Annotated in this window: 21 protein-coding genes; 8 read left to right on the forward strand and 13 right to left on the reverse strand. The window is 68.5% G+C overall.

The window, feature by feature from the left end:
- Positions 1-180 precede the first annotated feature (180 nt).
- Together AAG565_RS15280 and AAG565_RS15285 are read left to right on the forward strand one after the other, a co-directional pair.
- Positions 181-1,647 carry a hypothetical protein gene (locus AAG565_RS15280; protein WP_348820509.1) on the forward strand — a complete coding sequence of 489 codons (1,467 nt, stop codon included), beginning with the start codon at positions 181-183 and terminating at the stop codon, positions 1,645-1,647.
- 245 nt (positions 1,648-1,892) lie between these two features.
- Entirely contained in the window at positions 1,893-2,264 is a 372-nt protein-coding gene (locus AAG565_RS15285) for a hypothetical protein (RefSeq protein ID WP_348820510.1), read from the forward strand.
- A 100-nt stretch (positions 2,265-2,364) separates the two neighbouring features.
- Here AAG565_RS15285 and AAG565_RS15290 read toward each other — a convergent pair whose 3' ends face one another.
- The 6 genes from AAG565_RS15290 to rnt form a co-directional block, all read right to left on the reverse strand.
- Positions 2,365-2,805: a hypothetical protein gene (locus AAG565_RS15290; RefSeq protein WP_348820511.1), complete on the reverse strand. Its 441-nt coding sequence runs from the start codon at positions 2,803-2,805 to the stop codon at positions 2,365-2,367.
- A gap of 42 nt (positions 2,806-2,847) precedes the next feature.
- Positions 2,848-3,627 (reverse strand): lysophospholipid acyltransferase family protein, encoded by a 780-nt coding sequence (locus AAG565_RS15295; protein ID WP_348820512.1) that lies wholly within the window; start codon positions 3,625-3,627, stop codon positions 2,848-2,850.
- A gap of 7 nt (positions 3,628-3,634) precedes the next feature.
- Complete coding sequence (locus AAG565_RS15300) at positions 3,635-4,525, reverse strand: GNAT family N-acyltransferase (protein ID WP_348820513.1); 891 nt, start codon at positions 4,523-4,525, stop codon at positions 3,635-3,637.
- A 74-nt stretch (positions 4,526-4,599) separates the two neighbouring features.
- Positions 4,600-7,134, reverse strand: coding sequence for a glucans biosynthesis glucosyltransferase MdoH (mdoH, locus tag AAG565_RS15305; RefSeq protein WP_348820514.1), 2,535 nt, complete (start codon positions 7,132-7,134; stop codon positions 4,600-4,602).
- Positions 7,106-8,626 (reverse strand): glucan biosynthesis protein G, encoded by a 1,521-nt coding sequence (locus AAG565_RS15310; protein WP_348820515.1) that lies wholly within the window; start codon positions 8,624-8,626, stop codon positions 7,106-7,108. The genes mdoH and AAG565_RS15310 overlap by 29 nt, the downstream gene beginning before the upstream one ends.
- Before the next feature lie 49 nt (positions 8,627-8,675).
- Positions 8,676-9,365 (reverse strand): ribonuclease T, encoded by a 690-nt coding sequence (rnt, locus tag AAG565_RS15315; RefSeq protein ID WP_348820516.1) that lies wholly within the window; start codon positions 9,363-9,365, stop codon positions 8,676-8,678.
- A 157-nt stretch (positions 9,366-9,522) separates the two neighbouring features.
- On the opposite strand from rnt, the gene AAG565_RS15320 reads away from it, so the two are divergent.
- Both AAG565_RS15320 and AAG565_RS15325 read left to right on the forward strand, forming a co-directional pair.
- Positions 9,523-10,734 (forward strand): argininosuccinate synthase, encoded by a 1,212-nt coding sequence (locus tag AAG565_RS15320; protein WP_348820517.1) that lies wholly within the window; start codon positions 9,523-9,525, stop codon positions 10,732-10,734.
- A 158-nt stretch (positions 10,735-10,892) separates the two neighbouring features.
- Positions 10,893-11,771, forward strand: coding sequence for an alpha/beta hydrolase (locus tag AAG565_RS15325; protein ID WP_348820518.1), 879 nt, complete (start codon positions 10,893-10,895; stop codon positions 11,769-11,771).
- On the opposite strand, the gene lptB is transcribed toward AAG565_RS15325, so the two are convergent.
- The 7 genes from lptB to AAG565_RS15360 are packed head-to-tail and all read right to left on the reverse strand — an operon-like array spanning position 11,768 to position 17,545.
- Positions 11,768-12,499: an LPS export ABC transporter ATP-binding protein gene (gene lptB, locus AAG565_RS15330; protein ID WP_348820519.1), complete on the reverse strand. Its 732-nt coding sequence runs from the start codon at positions 12,497-12,499 to the stop codon at positions 11,768-11,770. The genes AAG565_RS15325 and lptB overlap by 4 nt on opposite strands.
- Entirely contained in the window at positions 12,496-13,092 is a 597-nt protein-coding gene (lptA, locus tag AAG565_RS15335) for a lipopolysaccharide transport periplasmic protein LptA (RefSeq protein ID WP_348820520.1), read from the reverse strand. The genes lptB and lptA overlap by 4 nt, the downstream gene beginning before the upstream one ends.
- Positions 13,076-13,645: an LPS export ABC transporter periplasmic protein LptC gene (gene lptC, locus AAG565_RS15340; protein ID WP_348820521.1), complete on the reverse strand. Its 570-nt coding sequence runs from the start codon at positions 13,643-13,645 to the stop codon at positions 13,076-13,078. Before lptC ends, lptA begins: the two co-directional genes overlap by 17 nt.
- Positions 13,645-14,163 carry an HAD hydrolase family protein gene (locus AAG565_RS15345; RefSeq protein WP_348820523.1) on the reverse strand — a complete coding sequence of 173 codons (519 nt, stop codon included), beginning with the start codon at positions 14,161-14,163 and terminating at the stop codon, positions 13,645-13,647. The genes lptC and AAG565_RS15345 overlap by 1 nt, the downstream gene beginning before the upstream one ends.
- The gene (locus tag AAG565_RS15350; protein WP_348820524.1) at positions 14,163-15,134 is read right to left on the reverse strand and encodes a KpsF/GutQ family sugar-phosphate isomerase; all 972 of its coding nucleotides are present in this window, start codon (positions 15,132-15,134) and stop codon (positions 14,163-14,165) included. The genes AAG565_RS15345 and AAG565_RS15350 overlap by 1 nt, the downstream gene beginning before the upstream one ends.
- A gap of 2 nt (positions 15,135-15,136) precedes the next feature.
- On the reverse strand, positions 15,137-16,111 hold the full coding sequence (locus AAG565_RS15355; protein WP_348820525.1) for a calcium/sodium antiporter: 975 nt from the start codon (positions 16,109-16,111) through the stop codon (positions 15,137-15,139).
- Between the two features lie 60 nt (positions 16,112-16,171).
- A complete protein-coding gene (locus AAG565_RS15360; RefSeq protein WP_348820526.1) occupies positions 16,172-17,545 on the reverse strand; it encodes a deoxyribodipyrimidine photo-lyase in 1,374 nt (457 codons plus the stop codon).
- A 56-nt stretch (positions 17,546-17,601) separates the two neighbouring features.
- Between AAG565_RS15360 and AAG565_RS15365 the strand changes: the two genes are divergently transcribed.
- From AAG565_RS15365 to murA, 4 genes are read left to right on the forward strand one after another with little or no spacing between them, the layout of a single operon-like run.
- The gene (locus AAG565_RS15365) at positions 17,602-18,534 is read left to right on the forward strand and encodes an ABC transporter ATP-binding protein (RefSeq protein ID WP_348820527.1); all 933 of its coding nucleotides are present in this window, start codon (positions 17,602-17,604) and stop codon (positions 18,532-18,534) included.
- Between the two features lie 2 nt (positions 18,535-18,536).
- Positions 18,537-19,304, forward strand: a complete 768-nt coding sequence (locus AAG565_RS15370; protein ID WP_348820530.1) for an ABC transporter permease — start codon at positions 18,537-18,539, stop codon at positions 19,302-19,304.
- Positions 19,305-19,309: 5 nt separating this feature from the next.
- Positions 19,310-19,528: a BolA/IbaG family iron-sulfur metabolism protein gene (locus AAG565_RS15375; RefSeq protein WP_348820528.1), complete on the forward strand. Its 219-nt coding sequence runs from the start codon at positions 19,310-19,312 to the stop codon at positions 19,526-19,528.
- Positions 19,528-20,781 carry a UDP-N-acetylglucosamine 1-carboxyvinyltransferase gene (murA, locus tag AAG565_RS15380; protein WP_348820529.1) on the forward strand — a complete coding sequence of 418 codons (1,254 nt, stop codon included), beginning with the start codon at positions 19,528-19,530 and terminating at the stop codon, positions 20,779-20,781. The genes AAG565_RS15375 and murA overlap by 1 nt, the downstream gene beginning before the upstream one ends.
- The last annotated feature ends 120 nt before the right edge of the window (positions 20,782-20,901 follow it).

Genomic DNA, 20,901 nt, shown 5'->3' on the forward strand with positions numbered 1-20,901 from the left:
GACACGACCAGAACCGTCATCTTCCTGATCGCCGGCAAACTCGACTTCGGCGCGGTCAACCCTCATGCCCGGTAACCCACTCGTTTTTCAACAGAGCCTATTGAATCCACTTACCTCGGGCACGCAGGGCAGAATCCCGATCCGGGTGAGCCAGCGCCAGTACTCCGCCGCTATCTTGAGGTGAATGCTCACGGTTATGCGGCAACTGCAACCAAGGCGGAGTTATCCGCTCAGATCGCTGAGTGGACTTCCGTGCTGGCATCGTATCCGGAGAGTCGACATGCCCATGTGGTTCTGGCGAAGTTGCTCACTGCAGCAGGCAAGCAACGCGAAGCTCTCAAAGAGTATCGCCTTGCTTCCGACATCGCACTCCGAAACGGGCACATCCGATACAGCTACGAGCAGGCGCAGCTCGCGGTTGCAATCAAGGATCGAAAGGAGCTGGACAAGGCATTCGCTTCCATGATCGACAAAACGCCACCAGACGAGAAAGGTCACTACCTTGCGCTGGTCGACTACGCCGATGCTCTGGCGCAGCTGGGCAGCGACGATGCTTGGCAGTTTTTCGAGAAAGCCATAACTCTGCGAAAGCGTGAGCGAGCCGACTATGCCGTGACCATCTACGGACTTCGGCTCGTTCGCTCGGGAAAGCCAGCGAGAGCCTTGGAAGTGCTGAATCGGCTGGCGCTGCCGGGCGGTGCGATGCAAAGCCCCGGTATTTACTACGTGCGCCATATGGCGCTTTCGGCCTCCAATGCGGATGTGACAGAAATCGAATCGTCGATGCGGGCGATGGGGCTCGAAGTCCCATCCGCCGAATACGCGGTACCTGCTGCGGCGCCGTCTGGATTCAAGCATGAGGAACAAGCGGACGACTGCCGACGTGACCCAAACGACTTCCCGCTAAGCGGCGAGGACAAGATCTACTACTGCCCTGGGACAGGTGCGGTTGTAGTGACTCACGTTTTCAACCTGGCTGAAGTGATCTGGAACGAGGCTCGCGGTGAGTCGTTCGGAGGGCAGGCCGCAGTTGCGTGGACTGTCCGTAACCGTACCAGACGCAAACCAACCTGCGACTCCTATCCGGGCGCGGAGGGGGGAAAGGGAACCAGCACGTGCCGCTCAGCCCTAACGTGCAATGTACCCTTGTATTCCCCTCCGAACGCCTCATGCGATACAGCCAAGCGTTACTGCTGCGTCCTTCATGGCGGAACGACCAAAGTTGGTGCAACTCACCTTCAGTTCAATGACGCGCATCACGCTGTCGACGAGAGCATATGCCTCACGACATTTCTCGTCGCACATACTACGCGGGATGGGCATACCCGCGACCCAGCCACAGGCTATCAATCGCCTCTGTGCGGCAACGCGCCTGATGATCTCTGCGCCACAAACTACTGCAAGCGTAAGTGCAGTCCTGACGAGCCAGACTGCTCGGGGTGCCCATTTTCTTCGTGCGACTGGTTCAATTGGGTCGGCACACCTATTGACGGTGCTCAGGAATACCGGAACAAGGCGTATGCGCCTTTAGGAAACAGCGCAAGTTGCAAACAGGCACCGACAACAAACACATGCACGGGGGATGACAGCAACTTTGTATGCTGCGACGCACCGCCAAATAACTATTTTTGGAATCGCAAGCCATGACGGGGGGCAGATGGCTTACGCGGCTTGTACGCCAAAGTCACGCTAGGCTTGATCGCAATGCGAACGGTGTTGCGCCGTGTAGATTGGGCCGATTCCGTCACAGTCATTCAGGAGCGGCGATCTACATCGCCCTCGCGGCCTCAGGAATCGCCCAAGTGAGCGCGGGGTGCTTGGTTGCTCGCGACTCAGCGCATGAGCTTGGCACATTAGGTGAGGGATACACCGCTCGTACGTACGGCGAACGTATGACCGTCGTGTGGAGAATGTTTACGCTGTATACGGGGGAATGTGAGGCTGCACGCGGCTACGGTCCCGTCAGGTTCGTTGTGAGCGCGCACAGTCACGAGTTGTGGGTCGGCGATCGCTTCGATCTTTCAAGCATCGGCGTCGTGGCGGTCGACAGCTCCGGTGCCGTCGTGCCGGAAGTGCCTGCCGAAGCACAGGCTGATACTTCCGTCGACACCGTGTTCGATCTGGGCGACTACCAGACAACGGCAGGCCCTCTCGTTGCAGTGCACTCAGGACAAGTGCGGCTCCGGTTCGTGCAGCACTGCGACAAGTCGGCGTCCGTGGCGGAGCGAAATGTCGAGATACTGCTGACGGTCCATCCGCGCTGACGGCTGATTCCGGTGCCGAAACAGACTGTAGCGGCCTCCGGCCGCAATTCTTCTTCTCCGCGTTTGGGTCGCAATACCGGATACGGCCAGGGGACCGCTTCTACCGGACGCGGCGCACGCGCGCCTGCAGGTTCAGGTCCTCGACCTTGAGCCAGTAGCTGCCGAGGAAGTTGCGCGTAATCGTGACCTGCGGATTCTCGCGGACGAAATAGACCGGGCGGCAGTCGATGCAGCGCCAAGCCTGGCCGTTGGCCAGCGTGAACACGGTGTTCCGGTCCCAGCCCTTGAACGTGCCGGTCAGCGTGGATTCGATCAGATCCGGACCCTTGTCGGCGGAGGGCTGTGACGCAAGCTGCTCCGCGCCGAAGCGGGCATCGGCCGCCGCGGCTGGCGCCTCGGCCGGAGATTCTGCTCGGCCCGCGAGGGCGTCGTAGCAGGCCAGACGCGCGGCGTCGGCGTCGATGGCCGCGCAGGCAGCGAGGTCCGCGCCGGTGGCCGGCAGGGCGGTCAGAGCGACCAGGGCGAGCAGCAGGCGACGCATGGATGATTCCCGGCGTGGAGGGCCGGAAACTTAGCACGCCGCTCAGGCGGCAAGCGCAGTCGGGGCGATGGTGTTTTGCGCGATGTGGCGTTGCGGAAGGGCGAGCGCGGTGCGCACGGCCGTCTCTGCGTGCCGGGCCAGCGCATCGCGTTCCAGTCCCTGCGTGGCGATCGGTTCGCCGTAGACGATCTCGGCGACGATCTCGGGTTCGCGCAGCAGGCGCAGGATGTGGCTGAGCAGATCATCGTCGCCGATGAAGGGCGCGACCGCGCGCCCGCCGCGTCCGGGTCCGTAGCGCAGGGCGACCGGCTGCACCGGCGCGCCGGCATCGATCGCCGCGCCGAACAGCCGAGCGTGGAACGGCAGCACGTCGCAACCGTCGGTGGTCGTGCCTTCGGGGAACAGCACCACGGAACCCCCGTCGACGAGATGCGGCACCAGTTGCTCGATCAGCGGGCGCGCGCCGCCCTTGCCGCGGCGGATGTAGAAGGTGCCGGCGGCGTTGGCGAGCCAGCCGGCGATGGGCCAGTCGCGGATCTCGGACTTGGCGATGAAGCGCGCCGGCTCGCAGGCGGCGATCAGCGGGATGTCGAGCCAGGACACGTGATTGGCGACGGTCACGCGCGCGCCGGAGTGCGCGCGGCCACGGACCTTGACCCGCAGCTGAATCACGCGCTGCAGGCGCAGGCTCCACCAGCGCGCCAGCGGTTCCGGCCGCAGGCGGCCGAAGCTCAGGTTCACCGCGACGGCGAGCAGCAGCCCGGTGACCACATGGACTGACAGGCGCGTGGCGCGGATCCAGACGCGCAGCGTGCTTCGCATGCCGTTTTCAGCCCTGCGATGCGACCGCGACGTGATTATCCACCTGGCGGCCCAGGAAGTGACGGGCGTAGCGCGGATGCAGGTCGCTGACGTTGAGCAGCATGAATACGTCGGCGCAGTTGAAGTCGCGATCCCAGTAGGCTTCGCCACAGGCCTTTGCGCCCAGGCTCAGATAGGCCTTGAGCAGCGGCGGCAGCTTGGCCCGCTCGCTCGGTCGATTGTCGGCGGCCGGCAGGCGGATGTAAGGGCGCACGCGCTGCGATTCGGGTGCGAGGTGCTTGGCGCGGATCTGTTCGAGGATCGCGTGCGCGCTGGCACCGCCATCGGCAAGGTCGATGCTGGCGCAGCCGAACAGGTAGTCGTAACCCTCGTTGACGACGCAGGCGGCGATGCCCTGCCACAGGGTCGCGATCACGCCGCCGCTGCGGAATTCGGCATCGACGCAGGTGCGGCCGATTTCCATGACACGCCCGGGGAGCGCATCGAGCATCGCCAGGTCGAACTCGCTCGACGAGTAGAAGCCGCCGGCGGCCGGCGCCTTGTCGTCGGTGAGAATGCGCGTGCAGGCGACGATCCGCCCGCCCACCGACACGGCGTCTCGCGCGCAGCGCGAGTGGGTGCGGGAGGTGGGCGAAGCGGCCGCTCCCGCACCCACCTCGCCATGCTCGGGCACCGTGTCGCGGTCGCTCTCCGGCTCGACCACTATCAGGTGGCGGCAGAACGGATCGTACTGGTCGTGGTCGATGCCCTCGGCGCCGCCGTCGATCTGAGCGCCGAGTTCGCCGGCGAAGATGCGGTAGCGCAGCTGCTGCGTCGCGCGGATTTCCGCGGGCGTGGTGGCGAAGCGGACCTCGAAGCGCGGGCGGCGCGGCAGATCACCATCGATACGTGCGGACATACGAACCTCCAAGTTCGGATGCCGCGCACTCTATGAAGCCGGTGTAAACGCGCCGTGACACCGGCATGTCGGTTCTATGACGCCGGCGCCCCCAGCCAGCCCGGGTGCACCGCGTCGGCGGTCCACGCCTTGAGGTGCAGCTCGGCCAGCGCGTCGGCATCGGACAGCAGGCGCAGACGGGCGAGGTTGTCGGCCTGCGTGGGGGGTACCGCGAGCGTTGCATCGACCAGTGCCGAGCGGGTGGCCTGGCGGGCTTCGCCGATGCGCCGCCGTCGGCCGGCGGTCAGGATCATCAGCGCGTTCACGTCGGGTTCGACCACGGCGGAACGGAAATCCGGCTCGGCGGGCGCGCGCCGCAGTCCGGCGCGCAGCCAGCGCAGTTCTCGCGGCGGGATCGACTCCTCGGGGATCACGAACAGGCGTGCCGCGCGCGTCAGCCGTCCCAGCGAGGTACGCGAACTCCACACCGACAGCGGGATCGCGATGACCAGGCTGCCGGCCACCGGCAGCAGCCACCACAGGAAACTCGGGTTGAGCCAGTACACCAGTCCCAGCCAGGCCAGGCCGAGCAGGCTGCCGCCGCCGTGGCGGATCAGGGCCTGGCTCCACGGCGTCTGTGCGTCTTCGCGCGGCGGCGACTTCCATGCCACCGCAAACCCGGCGAGCGCGCCGAGCACGTAGCGCGTGTGGAACAGCATGCGGATTGGCGCCAGCAGCGCCGAGAACAGGCTCTCGCCGATCACGCCCAGGGTCAGCCGCGGCACGCCGCCGAAGCCGCGCCACTGGCGCGGCTGGCAGGCGAGCAGCAGCAGCGCCAGCAGCTTGGGCAGGAACAGCAGCGTCATCGTGCCGGCGAACAGGCGCAGCGCCCATTCCGGGTGCCACTGCGGCCAGTTCGGAAACAGCTGGTAGGGCTGGGTGAAGTACTGCGGCTCGGACAGCACGAACACTGCCAGCAGCGCGGTGGACAGGACGAGGAACACGAACCACAGCGGTGCCGACAGGTAGGCCATCACGCCGGTCATGAACACGGCGCGGTGCGCCGGGTGCAGGCCCTGCGCGAAGAACAGCCGGAAGTTCATCAGATTGCCCTGGCACCAGCGCTGGTCGCGCTGCAGTTCGTCGAGCAGGGTCGGCGGCATCTCCTCGTAGGAGCCGGGCAGGTCGTAGGCGATCCACACGCCCCAGCCGGCACGGCGCATCAGCGCCGCCTCGACGAAGTCATGGCTCATGATCTCGCCGGACAGCGCGCCGCGGCCGCGCAGGCGGCCGAGCGCGCAGTGCTGCATGAACGGGGCGACGCGGATGATCGCGTTGTGGCCCCAGTAGTGCGACTCGCCGAGCTGCCAGAAGTGCAGGCCGGCAGTGAACAGCGGGCCATAGACGCGCGTCGCGAACTGCTGGATGCGCGCATACAGCGTCTCGCGGCCGGCGGCGCGCGGCGCGGTCTGGATGATGCCGGCGTTGGCGTTGGCCTCCATCAGCTGCACCAGGCGCTTGAGGCAGCCACCGGACATGACGCTGTCGGCGTCGAGGATCACCATGTAGGCGTAGCGGCTGCCCCAGCGCCGGCACCAGTCGGCGATGTTGCCGGACTTGCGCTTGATGCGGTGCGTGCGGCGCCGGTAGAAGATGCGGCCGGCGCCATCGACCTCGCGGCACAGCCGCAGCCAGGCATCGACTTCGGCGACGCGCGTGTCGGCACGGTAGCTGTCGCTGAGGATGAACAGGTCGAACTGGTCGCGCAGCCCGGCGCGGCACACCGAGTCCCAGGTCGCGCGCACGCCGGCGAAGACGCGCGTGACGTCCTCGTTGCAGATCGGGAACAGGATCGCGGTGCGTGTGCCGGTGCGGATCGGTGCGTCCTCGGCGGCGGTCGCGGAGATCGTGTAGCGCTCGCGGCCGCGCAGCAGCGCGTAGAAGCCCATCAGCGCCGTCCAGAAGCCGGCTGAAACCCATGCGAACAGGATCGCGTAGATCACCAGGAGCGCGATCTCCAGCCCATGCTGACCGCGGTAGGGCAGCACCGCCGTCATGAAATAGGTCGCCGCGTAGGTCTGCGCGAGGATCAGCGCGACCAGCAGCAGGCGGCGGTTGCGTCCGGCGACACGCCAGGCGGTATCGGCGCGCGCCGACGCGGCGGGCGCCGCGCGGCCGCGTGCCTGCATGTGCACGCGCCCGAACATGCGCGCCTGCATCCAGCGCCACAGCCTGCGCAGCGGGTTGTTGTCCCAGGGTGTCGGACACATCGATGCGCGGGCCAGCGGCGGCGTCGTGGTCAGGCGCAGGTCGCCCTGACGGTCCGGCGTTACCAGTCCGGCGATCCCGGCGTCACCCTTGCGTGGCGCCGCCTGCAGCTGGCTGCGCAGGCGTGCCCAGGCCGAGCGCCGTACTGCGTCCCGATCCTGCCCTTCCGCCCGGTCGCCGAGGACTTCGTGCAGGCCGGCGAAGCGTGCGGCCGGCGCGGTGTCGTCGCTGGCGCCCAGACGCTGGCCGGCCAGCTCGCGCTGTGCGTCCGGCAAGCGCAGCCGCGCCAAGTACGACGCCAGCCGCGCCGCGGGCGGCGGGCGCACCGCGATATCAGCGCCCGACCGTCGCGGGGAGGACATAGGCCCAGGTTTCCGAGACGGTCTGGTCGTTGGCGCGCAGGATCGCGCGCATCTCCAGCGGCTTGCTGTCGTCGGCGCGGCGCACGCGCATCGCCACGCGCCAGCCGCCGGTGGCCTCGTTGCGGACGACCTGACGTTCCAGCAGTTCGCCGCCGTCGCCGACCCAGATGCCCGCCACCGGCGTGACGTCGGCGGGCAGCTTGTCGAGGGCGCCGCCCTGGAAGTCGATCTGGAAACGCAGGCTGTCGTCCGGCTCGCGCAGCCAGCCGTGACCGCGGCGTGTCTGCACGACGCGCGCCACCGGCATGTCCCGGTCCGGCTGCATCTCCCAGCTCAGGTCGTACTCATAGCGCAGCTGGTCACCGGCGCGAGGGGGGCGGTCCGGGACCCAGAACGCGACGATGTTGTCGTTGGTCTCGTCGGGCGCCGGAATCGACACCAGCTCGACGCGGCCACGGCCCCAGTCGCCGCGCGGCTCGATCCACGCGCTCGGCCGCAGGTCGTAGCGCGCGCCCAGGTCTTCGTAGTGGCCGAAGTCGCGGTCGCGCTGCAACAGGCCGAAGCCACGCAGTTCGTTGATGCCGAACGAGGTCATCAGCAGCCGGCGCGAGGTCGTCAGCGGGCGCCAAATCCACTCGTCGCCCGAGTGGATCGACAGGCCGTCGGAATCGTGCACCTCGGGCCGGTAGTCTTCGCGCGTCGCCGGCTGGTTCTCGCCATGCCGGTACATGCTGGTCAGCGGGGCGAGGCCGAGTTTGGCGACATCGCCGCGAAAGTACAGCTGCGCGGTCACGGCCAGGCGTGTGGCTTCCCCGGGCTTGAGCTGGAAACGGTAGGCGCCGGTCACGCGCGGCGCATCGAGCAGCGCGTAGATCGTCAGGACGCGGTCCTCGGCGCGCGGCCATTCGATCCAGAAGTCGGTGAACTCGGGGAACTCCTCGCCGGAAAGCTCGCCGGTATCGACCGCCAGTCCGCGCGCCGACAGGCCATAACGCTGCCCGCGGCCCAGGGCGCGGAAGAAGCTCGCGCCCTGGAACACCAGCACCTCGTCCTTGTAATCCGGCCGGTTGAGCGGGTAGTGCACGCGGAATCCGGCGAAGCCCAGATCGCCGAGTGCGGTGGGGTCGATGCCGGAGCCGCTGTAATCGAAGTCGCCCGGCGCGAACCGCACCGGCTTGATGCCATCGCTGGTGATCAGATGGATGCCGACCGCGCGGTTGAATCCCATGCCCAGGTGCAGGAACTGCAGTTCGAACGGCAGCGCCGTATTGCGCCAGCGCGCGCGCTCGGGGAGGAACCGGATGCGCCGGTATTCGTCGTAGGACAGCTCGGCCAGTCCGGCCGGCAGGTCCCGCTTCGGCGCCTTGTACGGTTTGCCGGCGAGGGCCTCGGCGGCGCGCGCGACGCGGTCGAAATCGGACGCGGCCTGCGCGCGCAGCGGGAGCAGCAGCGCGAGCGCGGCCAGCAGCAGGAGTGGGCGGATGATCGGCATCGGACGCATCTTACCTGCGCAGGCCGCGCGAACGCCTGTGTGCATGCGGCTATTCCTGGTTCGACGACAGGGCAGTTTCGCCGTCGCTGTCGGTCGCATGGGCCGCGGCGGCGCCGAACTCGCTGTGGAGCGTCTGCATCCGGTTCACCAGCAGGCAGAACAGGTCGGCAGTCTTCTCGGCGTCGTAGATCGCCGAATGCGCCGCGGCGGCGTCGTGTCCCAGGCCGGTTGCCTGCAGCGCACGCGCCAGCACGGTCTGGCCGAGGACGACGCCGCCGAGGGTGGCCGTGTCGAACACGCTGAACGGGTGGAACGGGCAACGCTTGTAGGCGCTGCGCGCGACCGCGGCGTTGATGAAGCCCAGATCGAAATGCGCGTTGTGGCCGACCAGGATCGCGCGGGTGCAGCCGTTCTCCGACACCGCCTTGCGGATCGGGCGGAAGACGTGATCCAGCGCCTCGCGCTCCGGCAGTGCCAGCCGCAGCGGATTGTCGATGCGGATGCCGTTGACCTCCAGTGCCGCCTTCTCGATGTTGGCACCGGCAAAGGGCTCGACATGGGCGAACACGGTCTGCCGGCGTTCGAGCCGGCCCTGCTCGTCGATGCCCAGAATCACCGCGGCGATTTCCAGCAGGGCGTCGGTCTGTGCGTTGAAGCCGCCGGTTTCGACATCGACGACCACGGGCAGGAAGCCGCGGAAACGGTGGCCGATCTTGGTCTTCGCAGCAGTGGATTCCATCGGGGGCGCCGGCGCCGGCGATGCGGGGGCGCACAGGATATCTATAATTTGCGCCCCTGTGACACTGTCCACGTTCCCGCAGCCGATCGCGGCACGATCGGCGCCCCTGCAACGCAACGCGGCGTCCATGCCGCCGCATTCAAGACCAAGCACCGCCATGACCAAACCTCGCAAGATTGCGCTCGCCTATTCCGGCGGCCTCGACACCTCGGTGATCCTCAAGTGGCTGCAGGACGTTTACCAGGCCGAGGTCGTCACCTTCACCGCCGACATCGGCCAGGGCGAGGAGCTGGATCACGTGCGGCCCAAGGCGCAGCAGTTCGGCGTCAAGGAGATCTTCATCGACGACCTGCGTGAGGAGTTCGTCCGCGATTTCGTCTTCCCGATGTTCCGCGCCAACGCGATCTACGAGGGCGAATACCTGCTCGGCACCTCGATCGCGCGCCCGCTGATCGCCAAGCGCCTGGTCGAGATCGCGCGCCAGACCGGCTGCGATGCGATCGCGCACGGTGCCACCGGCAAGGGCAACGACCAGGTGCGCTTCGAGCTGGGCGCCTACGCGCTGTGGCCTGAGGCTAAGGTCATCGCCCCCTGGCGCGAATGGGACCTGAATTCGCGCGAGAAACTGCTGGCCTATGCCGAGCAGCACGGTATTCCCATCGCCAAGAAGAAGGGCGGCGGCTCGCCGTACTCGATGGACGCCAACGCGCTGCATATCAGCTACGAGGGCGGCGGCCTAGAAGATCCGTGGTGGTGCCCGCCGGACGACATCTGGCGCCTGACCGTGAACCCGGAGGACGCGCCCAACGAGGCCGAAGTCATCACCATCGAGTTCGAGCGCGGCGACGCGGTCGCCGTGAATGGCCAGAAGCTCACGCCCTACGGCGTGCTCGACGCCCTCAACAAGCTCGGCGGCAAGCACGGCATCGGCCGCCTCGACATCGTCGAGAACCGCTACGTCGGCATCAAGTCGCGCGGCTGCTACGAGACCCCCGGCGGCACGATCCTGCTCAAGGCGCACCGCGCGATCGAGTCGCTGTGCCTGGATCGCGAACAGGCGCATCTCAAGGATGAGCTGATGCCGCGCTACGCCAAGCTGATCTACAACGGCTACTGGTTCTCTCCGGAACGCCGCGCGCTGCAGGCGCTGATCGACGACACCCAGCAGAAGGTCAACGGCGAGGTGCGCCTGAAGCTGCTCAAGGGCAACGTTTACAACGCCGGCCGCCGCTCGAAGGACTCACTGTTCGACGCCACGCTGTCCACCTTCGAGGACGATCGCGGCGCCTACAACCAGAAGGACGCCGAGGGCTTCATCCGCCTCAACGGCCTGCGGCTGCGCACCGGTGCGAAGCGCGATCGCCGCTGACTCGCCCGGCTCGCATCCCCGAGCCCTGACGGGCTCGGGGCCCCTGCTCGTAGGCTCGCGCGGTACCGCGGCGCCTACAACCAGAAGGACGCCGAGGGCTTCATCCGCCTCAACGGCCTGCGGCTGCGCACCGGTGCGAAGCGCGACCGGCGCCGAGCATGACTGATTCGCCGACGGCGGTGCCGACGCTGCGCAGCCTGCACGCCAACGGGCTGGAGTTTGCTGCGCTCGAAATCGGCGAGGGGCCGCTGCTGCTGTGCCTGCACGGATTCCCCGACACCGCCCATGGATTCGTGCCGGCGATGCGGCTGCTGGCCGCGGCGGGCTATCGCGTCGTCGCGCCGTTCATGCGCGGCTACCGGCCGACCGCGGTGCCGGCGGACGGCGACTACCGCGTGCTCACGCTCGCGCAGGACGTGATCGCGCTGGTGGACGCGCTCGGCGGCCATGCGCGCGCCGTGATCGGCCACGACTGGGGTTCGGTCGCGGCGCATGTCGCGGTCCTGCAGGCGCCGCAGAAGTTCGACGCGCTGGTCGGCTGTGCGGTGCCGCACCCCGGACATTTCATCTTCCGGCCGCGCCTGCGCCAGCTGCGACGCTCCTGGTACATGGCCCTGTTTCAGCTGCCGTGGTGGCCGGAGCACCTGATCGTCGCCGATGATTTTCGCTGGCTCGAACGGTTGATTCGCCGCTGGTCGCCGGGCTGGCGCTATGGCGCGGACGATCTGGCGCCGCTGAAAGCGAGCCTGCGTGAGCCGGAACGGTTGCGCGCCGCGCTGGGCTATTACCGCCAGCTGCCGCGCAGCCTGATGCAGGCCGGTACGTATGCGCTGTTGCGCAGTCCGGTGACCGTGCCCACGCTGGCGATCTGTGCCGAGCAGGACGGCTGCATCGGCGCGGAGATCTTCGAAGGACAGCAGGACCGCTATCGCGGCGGCTTCGAGCTGTACCGCATGGAGAACGCCGGGCACTTCATGCAGTGGGAGCAGCCGGCGGCCTTCGCCGCGCGCGTGCTGGAATTCCTGCAAAGGACCTAGAGCCGGAACGATTCGCCCAGGTACACCCGGCGCACGGTCTCGTTCTGCAGCAGCGCTTCGGGCTCGCCTTCGGCGATGACCGTGCCTTCGGCGAGGATGTAGGCGCGCTTGCAGATGCCCAGGGTCTCGCGGACGTTGTGGTCGGTGATCAGCACGCCGATGCCACGCTCGCTGAGCTGGTGGACGATGCTCTGGATGTCGCCGACGGCGATCGGATCGACGCCGGCGAAGGGCTCGTCGAGCAGGATGAAATGCGGGTTGGCGGCGAGTGCGCGCGCGATCTCGACGCGCCGGCGCTCGCCGCCCGACAGGGCCTGGCCCTCGGCGTCGCGGATGTGGCCGATGTGCAGCTCGCCGAGCAGCCGGTCCAGCTCGTGCTTGCGGTCGGCCGCCTTCAGATCACCGCGCAATTCCAGGATCGCGAGGATGTTGTCGGCCACCGACAGCGTGCGGAACACGCTGGCCTCCTGCGGCAGGTAGCCGATGCCCAGACGTGCGCGGGCGTGCATCGGCAGCGCGGTGATGTCGCGGCCGTTGAGTTCGATGCGGCCGCTGTCGGCGGCGACCAGGCCGACGATCATGTAGAACGAGGTCGTCTTGCCGGCGCCGTTGGGTCCGAGCAGGCCGACGATCTCGCCGGCCTCGACGTTCACGGACACGTCGCGCACGACCGTGCGCTTCTTGTAGCGCTTGACCAGGTGCTCGGCGCGCAGCGTCGGGCGACTCACGGCGCGGGCGTCCTCGCCGGCGACGGAGAAGGCCGGGCATCCGTGCGCGCCGGCGGCTGGATGACGATGCGCACCTGGCCGGATTCGCCGCCGGCGGCGCGGATGCGCCGCTCGGCGATCACGTAGTCGATACGCTCGCCGTTGACCTCGTCGGTGCCGCGCTGGAGTTTCGCGTTGCCGCTGAGCTGCACGATGCCGGCGCGCGAGTCGTAGTCCATGCGCGCGGCCTCGGCGCTGACCGGCTGCGCGGCGATGCCCTCGGCACCGGGCGTGCCGGCGTGGTCGAGCCGGCTCGGCGTGCCTTCGAGGTGCGCGACGAACTGGCCGTCCGCGCTCTGCGTGACGGTCATGCGTTCGCCGCGCAGCTGCAGGGTGTCGGATTGCAGCGAGACGTGGCCGGCATACTGCATCTCGCCGCCCTGCACCCACTCCGCACGGTCGGCGGTCAGCGTCACCGGGCCGGTCGGGCGCAGGGCCTCCAGCTCGCGGCGGCCGTCACTGCCGGTCTGGGCGAACAGCAGCGGCGCGACCAGAAAGGCCAGCCCCGCGCCGCGCGAAGCGATCGCGCGCAGGGTGTCAGCGGATCGGGACATAGCGCGACTCGACCTGGCTCAGGAACTGGACGCGCTCGCCGGCCCAGTCGGCGCGCAGGCCGATCGCGCTGAGGCGTCGTCCGGGACTCTGCGCGACGACCGGGTCGTCGGTCGTCAGCAGCTGCGTACCCCAATCGGCCCACAGGGTCGGCGTGACGATCGAGATCGACGGCTGGTCCTGCGGCTGTCCGTCGATCCGCACCTCGGGCTTGAGCTCGATGCGCTTCTGTGCCGGCGGCACGCTGCCGCGCGCGGCGCTCAGCTGCCAGCTGCCGCGACGGGCAGCGCCATGGGTCGAAAGACGGATCTCGGTCAGCTCCATCGAGGCGTCGTCGTAGTAGTCGATGCCGGCGGCCTGTGCTTCGAACACCGGTTCGCCGCCGTCGCCGTAGCGCCACCACCGGGCGCCGTCGAGATGGTAGCGGGGCCGTTCGGCCGTCTCGATGGTCTCCGGGACCGACGGTTCGCGGAACGCCTGGAAGGCCAGCCAGCCGGCGAGCAGCGCCAGCACACCCAGTGCCGGCAGGCTCAGCGCATGGCGATCCAGGCCCATCAGTCCGGCAACCGGCCTTGCGCGGCGAGGATCAGGTCGATGCCCTCGCGCACCGCGCCGTGGCCACCGGCACAGCGGCTGATCCAGTGCGCGGCCGCGCGCGCGCGCGGATGCGCGTCGGCCACCGACAGTGCGAGGCCGACGCGGCGCATCAGCGGCAGGTCGGGCACGTCGTCGCCCATGTGCGCGCACTGGGCGTCGTCGAGACCCAGTGCGTCGCGCATGCGCAGGTAGGCCGGTTCCTTGTCCTCGGTGTCGAGCGCGATGTGGCGGATGCCGAGCCATTCGAGGCGCTTGCGCATGGCCTCCGACGGCCGGCCGCTGATGACGGCGATGTGCAGCCCGAGCTTCAGTGCCAGCTTGATGCCCCAGCCATCGCGCACGTAGTTGGTCTTGGTTTCCTCGCCGTTGGGGCCGATGTAGAGCTTGCCGTCGGTCAGCACGCCGTCGATGTCGAGGAACAGGCAGCGGATCGCGCGCGCGCGCTGCCGGACTTCATCGTCGGTCAGCCGCGCCATCACACGACTCCGGCGCGCAGCAGGTCGTGCATGTGCACGACGCCGATCAGGCGCTGGTCGTCGTCCTTGACCAGCAGCGCGGTGATCTTGTGCTTCTCCATCAGCGCGACAGCCTCGGCGGCCAGCTGGTCGGCGCGCACCGACTTGCCGCCCCGGGTCATGACCTCGGCGATCGTCGCGCTGCGTACGTCGATACCCTGGTCGAGCACGCGGCGCAGATCGCCGTCGGTGAACACGCCGAGCACTTCGCGCTGCGCGCCGACGATCGCGGTCATGCCCAGACCCTTGCGCGTCATCTCCAGCAGCGCCGCGCTCAGTGGCGTGTCGGCGGACACGATCGGCAGCCGGTCGCCGGTGTGCATCACGTCGGTGATCTTGAGCAGCAGGCGCCGGCCGAGCGAGCCGCCCGGATGCGACATCGCGAAGTCCTCCGGCGTGAAGCCGCGCGCCTCGAGCAGCGCGACCGCCAGCGCATCGCCCATCGCCAGAGTCGCCGTCGTGCTCGCCGTCGGCGCGAGGTTGAGCGGGCAGGCTTCCTGCGCGACCGAGACGTCGATGTGCACCTCGGCGGCCTGCGCCAACGTCGAGCGCGGCTTGCCGGTCATCGCGATCAGCGGTGCCTGCATGCGCTTGAACAGCGGCAGCAGCGTGACGATCTCGGCAGTCTCGCCGGAATACGAGATCGCCAGCACGACGTCCTGGCGCGTGATCATGCCCAGGTCGCCGTGGCTGGCCTCGCCGGGGTGCACGAAGAAGGCCGGGGTGCCGGTCGAGGCCAGCGTCGCGGCGAGCTTGCCGCCGATGTGTCCCGACTTGCCCATGCCGGTGACGACGATGCGGCCGGTGCAGCCGAGCATGATCCGGCAGGCGCGCGCGAAGCTGTCGTCCACGCGCTCGAGCAGCGCGGACACGGCATCGCGCTCGATCTCCAGCGCGCGGCGGCCCAGGGCCTTGAGCTTGTCGGCGTCCATGGTCAGGCGGTCTTGGCAGTCTGCACGAGTATAAGCGTGTAGCTCACATAGACCGCGAGCAGCAGCACGCCGTCGATGCGCTCCACCTTGAGCGGATGGCCGCGCAGGCCCGACGCGGCGGCGTACAGCATCAGCGCGACGCCGATCATCACCGGCAGGTCACGCCACAGCAGCATCGCATCGGGCAGTGCGCCCGGCGCGATCAGCGCCGGCGCGATCAGGATGCACAGGATGTTGAACAGGTTGGAGCCGAGAATGTTGCCGATGGCGATGTCGTGTTCGCCCTTGAGCGTGCCGGTGACGCTGGCGGCGAGTTCCGGCAGGCTGGTGCCGATGGCGACGACGGTCAGGCCGATGATCAGGTCCGAAACGCCCGCGGCCTTGGCGAGGTTCACCGCGCCCCAGACCAGCAGCTGCGAGGCGCCGATCAGCACGGCCAGGCCGATGACGATCCACATCAGCGCCGGACCGGTGGCGATCTGCGGCGGCAGTTCCTCGACGGCCTCGACCGCCATGGGATCGCTGCCGTCGCGCTTGGCCGTGCGGATGCTCCAGACCAGGAACGCGATGAAACCCGCCGACAGGACCAGGCCGTCGATGCGGTCCAGCGAACCGTCCAGCAGCAGCACGAACAGCAGCAGGCTGACGGCCAGCACCATCGGCAGTTCGCGGCGCAGGATGCCGGACTGGACGTCCATCGCCTTGATGACGGCGCACAGGCCCACGATCAGCGCGACGTTGGCGATGTTGGAACCGACGACGTTGCCGATCGCGATGCCGCTGCTGCCCTGCAGCGCCGCGAGCGTCGACACAGCCAGTTCGGGTGCCGAGGTGCCGAAGCCGACGATGACCATGCCGACGACCAGCGGCGAGATGCCTGCGGCACGGGCCAGGCCGGCGGAACCGAGAATGAAGCGGTCCGCGGACCAGACCAGCAGAACCAGACCGACGGCGACCGCGGCGAAGGACAGCAGCATGGCAGTGGGGGGTGGCCGAAAGGGCCGGCATCTTAGCAGGCCGTCCCTGATCGGGCGGGTTCAGCGGCGGCGCGTCTGTGCGTAGGCATCGAGGGCACGCTGACGGGTGGCGGCGAGGTCGGCGACGGGATCGACAACGCCGCGTCCGGCGTCGGGCGCCCAGCGGCGGACGTAGTCGCCGCCGGGATCGAACTTCCGCGCCTGCAGCAGCGGATTGAAGATGCGGAAGTAGGGCGCGGCATCGGCGCCACAGCCGGCGACCCACTGCCAGCCGAGGGTGTTGTTGGCCAGATCGGCATCGACCAGGGCGTCCCAGAACCAGCGCGCACCCTCCTGCCAGGGAATCAGCAGGTTCTTGGTCAGGAACGATGCCGCCACCATGCGCACGCGGTTGTGCATCCAGCCCGTCGCCCACAGCTCGCGCATGCCGGCATCGACCAGTGGCACGCCGGTTTCGCCGCGCTGCCAGGCGCGCAGGTCGTCGGCATAGTCGCGCGACTTGCGCCACGGGAACTGCGCGAAGGCCGGGTCCAGCGGCTGCGTCGGCGTCTGCGGGTAGTGGAACAGCAGGTGGTGTGCGAACTCGCGCCAGCCCAGTTCGCGGAGGAAGTGTTCCGCATCGGCCTCGGGGACCTGGTCACCGGCCTGCGCGCCGCGGATGACGGCGAGGATCTGACGCGGGCCGATCTCGCCGAAATGCAGGTGCGGCGACAGGCGCGAGATGCCGGCGTCCGCCGGCCGGTCGCGCCGCTCGCGGTAGCCGCGCAGTCCGGTGTCGAGGAAGGTCTGCAGGCGCGTGATCGCGCCGGTTTCGCCCGGCTGCCAGTGCCGCCAGAAGCCCAGATCCCAGCCGATGCGCGGCTGCAGGCCCAGGCTGTCGAGGGCGTCGCTCGGCAGTGCGCGCGTCGGTATCTGTTCCGGCGCCGACTCGACCGTCGGACCCGGCAGGACGGCCGACAGCGCGCGCCAGAACGGCGTGAACACCCGGTACGGGGTGCCGGACGCGGTCCCGAGTGTCGATGGCTCGGCCCACAGCGCGGCATTGAAACTGGCGGTCGCGATGCCCGATCGTCGGAGGGTCTGCGCGATGTCGCGGTCGCCGGCGATCCGGGCGGGTTCGTACAGGCGGTTCCAGAACACCGCGGTGGCCCCCGCCTCGCTCACCAGGGCCGGCAGGACCTCCCGGGTCGCGCCACGGCGGATCACCAGCCGGGCGCCGCGCCCCTGCAGTTCGCCGTCCAGCGCCTTGAGGCTGTGGTGCAGCCAGGCGCGGCTGGCCGCGCCGGGCGCCCATGCGCCGTCCGCGTCTGCATCGTGGACATAGACCGGCACGACCGTCGCGGCGGAGGCGAGCGCCGCGGTCAGCGCCGGGTTGTCGGTCAGGCGCAGATCCCGGCGGAACCAGACCAGCACGCAGCGATGCTCCTTTTCCACCCGCGTTTCTCCTTTCGTATCGGGGCCGGGGCGCGAGGCTCTATAATCCGCGCCCTATGCAAACGGCCATCGCCATCGCCGGTGTCCGCAAAACCTACGGCAAGGTCACCGCGCTCGACGGCATCGATTTTTCGATCCTGCAGGGCGAGTTCTTCGGCCTGCTGGGTCCCAACGGTGCCGGCAAATCCACGCTGATCAACCTCATCGCCGGTCTCCTGCGCATGGACGCCGGGCGCGTGACGGTCATGGGCTACGACACCGTGACCCAGTTCCGCGAGGCGCGCCGCCGGCTCGGCGTGGTGCCACAGGAACTGGTGTTCGACCCGTTCTTTACGGTGCGCGACATGCTGCGGATTCAGGCCGGCTACTACGGCTGCGGGCGCGAGTCCTGGCCGTGGATCGACGAGATGCTGGAGCGGCTCGACCTGTCGGCCAAGGCCGGCGCATCGATGCGCGCGCTGTCCGGCGGCATGAAGCGGCGCGTGCTGATCGCGCAGGCGCTGGTGCACCGGCCGCCGGTGGTGATCCTCGACGAGCCGACCGCGGGCGTCGATGTCGAGCTGCGGCGCACGCTGTGGAAGTTCATGACCGAGCTGCACCGCCAGGGGACGACCGTGGTGCTGACCACGCACTATCTGGAGGAGGCGCAGGAACTGTGCGGGCGCATCGCCATCCTCGACCACGGTGCGCTGCAGGTGATCGAGACCACGCAGCAGCTGCTGTCCCGGCACCCGTTCCGCTTCCTGCGCCTCAAGCTCGCCGACGGCGCGCAGCTGCCTGAGTCACTGCGGCCGCTGGTGTCCGGCGAGGTCAACGGCAGCGTCGAACTCAAGCTCGAAACCGCCAGACACCCCATCGGCAGCGTGTTCGCCGCACTGCGCGCCGCCGGCATCGGCATCGAGGACGTGCACACGCGCGAGCCGGATCTGGAAGACATCTTCATCGACCTGACCCGCGACCGCGCGCCGGTGCAACGGAGCGTGGCGTGAGTATGTCCCCGGACCAGATCTCGTTCTTCACGCTGCTGAAGAAGGAAGTGATGCGCTTCTGGGCCGTGCTCGGCCAGACCGTGACCGCGCCGGTGATCACGACGCTGCTGTACCTGCTGGTGTTCGCGCAGGCGATGAAGGACCGCGCGTCGGCCTACGAGGGGATCAGTTACACCGAGTTCCTGGTGCCGGGGCTGGTGATGATGGCGGTGATCCAGAACGCCTTCGCCAACACCTCGTCGAGCATCATCCAGTCCAAGGTCATGGGCAACATCGTGTTCCTGCAGATGGCGCCGCTCGGACCGCTGCAGTGGTTCGGCGCCTACGTCATCGCGGCGCTGGTGCGCGTCGCGCTGGTGGCGGTGGTGATGCTGGCGGCGACTGCGCCGTTCGTGACGCTGCGGCTGGAGGCGCCGCTGGCGATGCTGGCGATCTTCACGCTCGCCGGTGCCGGGCTGGCCGTCACCGGCCTGATCGCCGGCATCCTCGCCGAGAAGTTCGATCACATCGCGGCCTTCACCAATTTCTTCGTGATGCCGCTGTCGTTCCTGTCCGGCGTGTTCTATTCGGTGCACGCGCTGCCGCCGCTGTGGTACCGGGCCAGTCATCTGAACCCGTTCTTCTACATGATCGACGGCTTCCGCTACGGCTTTTTCGGCCATGCCGACGTGTCGATCGCACAGAGCCTGCTGTGGTGCGCAGGATTTCTGGCCGTATCCTCGGCCGTCTGCCTGTGGATGCTGGTCACGGGCTACAAGCTGAAGAAGTAGGGATGATGACCAAGGAACAGATCCAGTTGCTGATCGAAGCCGGACTGCCCGGCGCGATCGTCCACGTCGTCGGCGACGACGGCCAGCACTTTGAGGCCGAGGTGATCTGCGCAGACTTCGCCGGCAAGCCGGTGCTGGCGCAGCACCGCATGGTCTATGCGACGCTGGGCGAACGCATGGGCCGCGAGATCCACGCGCTGCGCCTGAAAACCCGGGCCGCCTGATGGACAAGCTCCTGATCGAGGGTGGCACCCGCCTGGCCGGCGAGGTGCGCGCGTCCGGCGCCAAGAACGCCGCGCTGCCGATCCTGTGCGCGTCGATCCTCTCGGACGACGTGCTGTCGCTGGCCAACGTGCCGCAGCTGCAGGACGTCAGGACCACGCTCAAGCTGCTCGCGCAGATGGGCGTCGAGGTCAAGCAGGACGGCGCAAGAGTGCAGGTCAACGCCGGCCCGATCCGCACCCACATCGCGCCCTACGAGCTGGTGCGCACGATGCGTGCGTCGATCCTGGTGCTCGGCCCGCTCCTCGCGCGCCGCGGCGAGGCGCACGTCTCGCTGCCCGGCGGCTGCGCGATCGGCGCGCGCCCGGTGAACCTGCATCTGATGGGCCTGCAGGCGATGGGCGCGCAGATCACGGTCGAGGGTGGCTTCGTCCACGCCCGGGCCGAGCGCCTGCGCGGTGCGCGCATCGTCTTCGACACGGTGACGGTGACCGGCACCGAGAACCTGATGATGGCGGCGGTGCTCGCCGACGGCACGACGGTCCTGGAAAACGCCGCACGCGAGCCCGAGGTCGTCGATCTGGCGCGCTGCCTGAGCGCGATGGGCGCGAAGATCCGCGGCGCCGGCACGACGACCATCGTCGTCGAGGGTGTGGACAGGCTGCGCGCCGCCGAGCACACGGTGCTGCCGGACCGCATCGAGACCGGCACCTTTCTCGTCGCCGCGGCGATGACGCGCGGCCAGGTGCGCGTCACCCACACCGATCCGAACCTGCTCGATGCGGTCCTGGTCAAGCTGCAGCAGGCCGGCGCGCAGGTGCGCACCGGCGAGGATTTCATCGAACTCGACATGCTCGGTCAGCGGCCGAAGGCGGTGAACGTGCACACGATGCCGCACCCGGGATTCCCGACCGACATGCAGGCGCAGCTGATGGCGCTGGACTGCGTCGCGCAGGGCACCGGCGTGATCACCGAGACGATCTTCGAGAACCGCTTCCAGCACGCGCTGGAGCTGCAGCGCATGGGGGCCGAGATCAAGCTCGAAGGCCATACCGCGATCGTCACCGGCCGCGAGCGCCTGACCGGCGCGCCGGTGATGGCGACCGACCTGCGCGCGTCCGCGGCGCTGGTCGCTGCCGCGCTGACCGCCGAAGGCGAGACGCTGATCGACCGCATCTACCATCTGGATCGCGGCTACGAACGCATCGAGGCCAAGTTCGGCCAGCTCGGCGCGCACATCCGCCGGCTGTCCTGACCTGCGGCCGGCCGCCCGCCAGAGTCCTTTCCAATCCAGAGATGAGCCTGAAGGGCGGATCTGAGTGAGGGGCTGTCAGGCGGCGGGACGCTGGGCTTTGCTGATGGAAAGGAACAACTG

The organism is Fontimonas sp. SYSU GA230001, assembly GCF_040066175.1.
In the GTDB taxonomy this organism is placed as follows: Bacteria; Pseudomonadota; Gammaproteobacteria; order Nevskiales; family Nevskiaceae; genus Solimonas.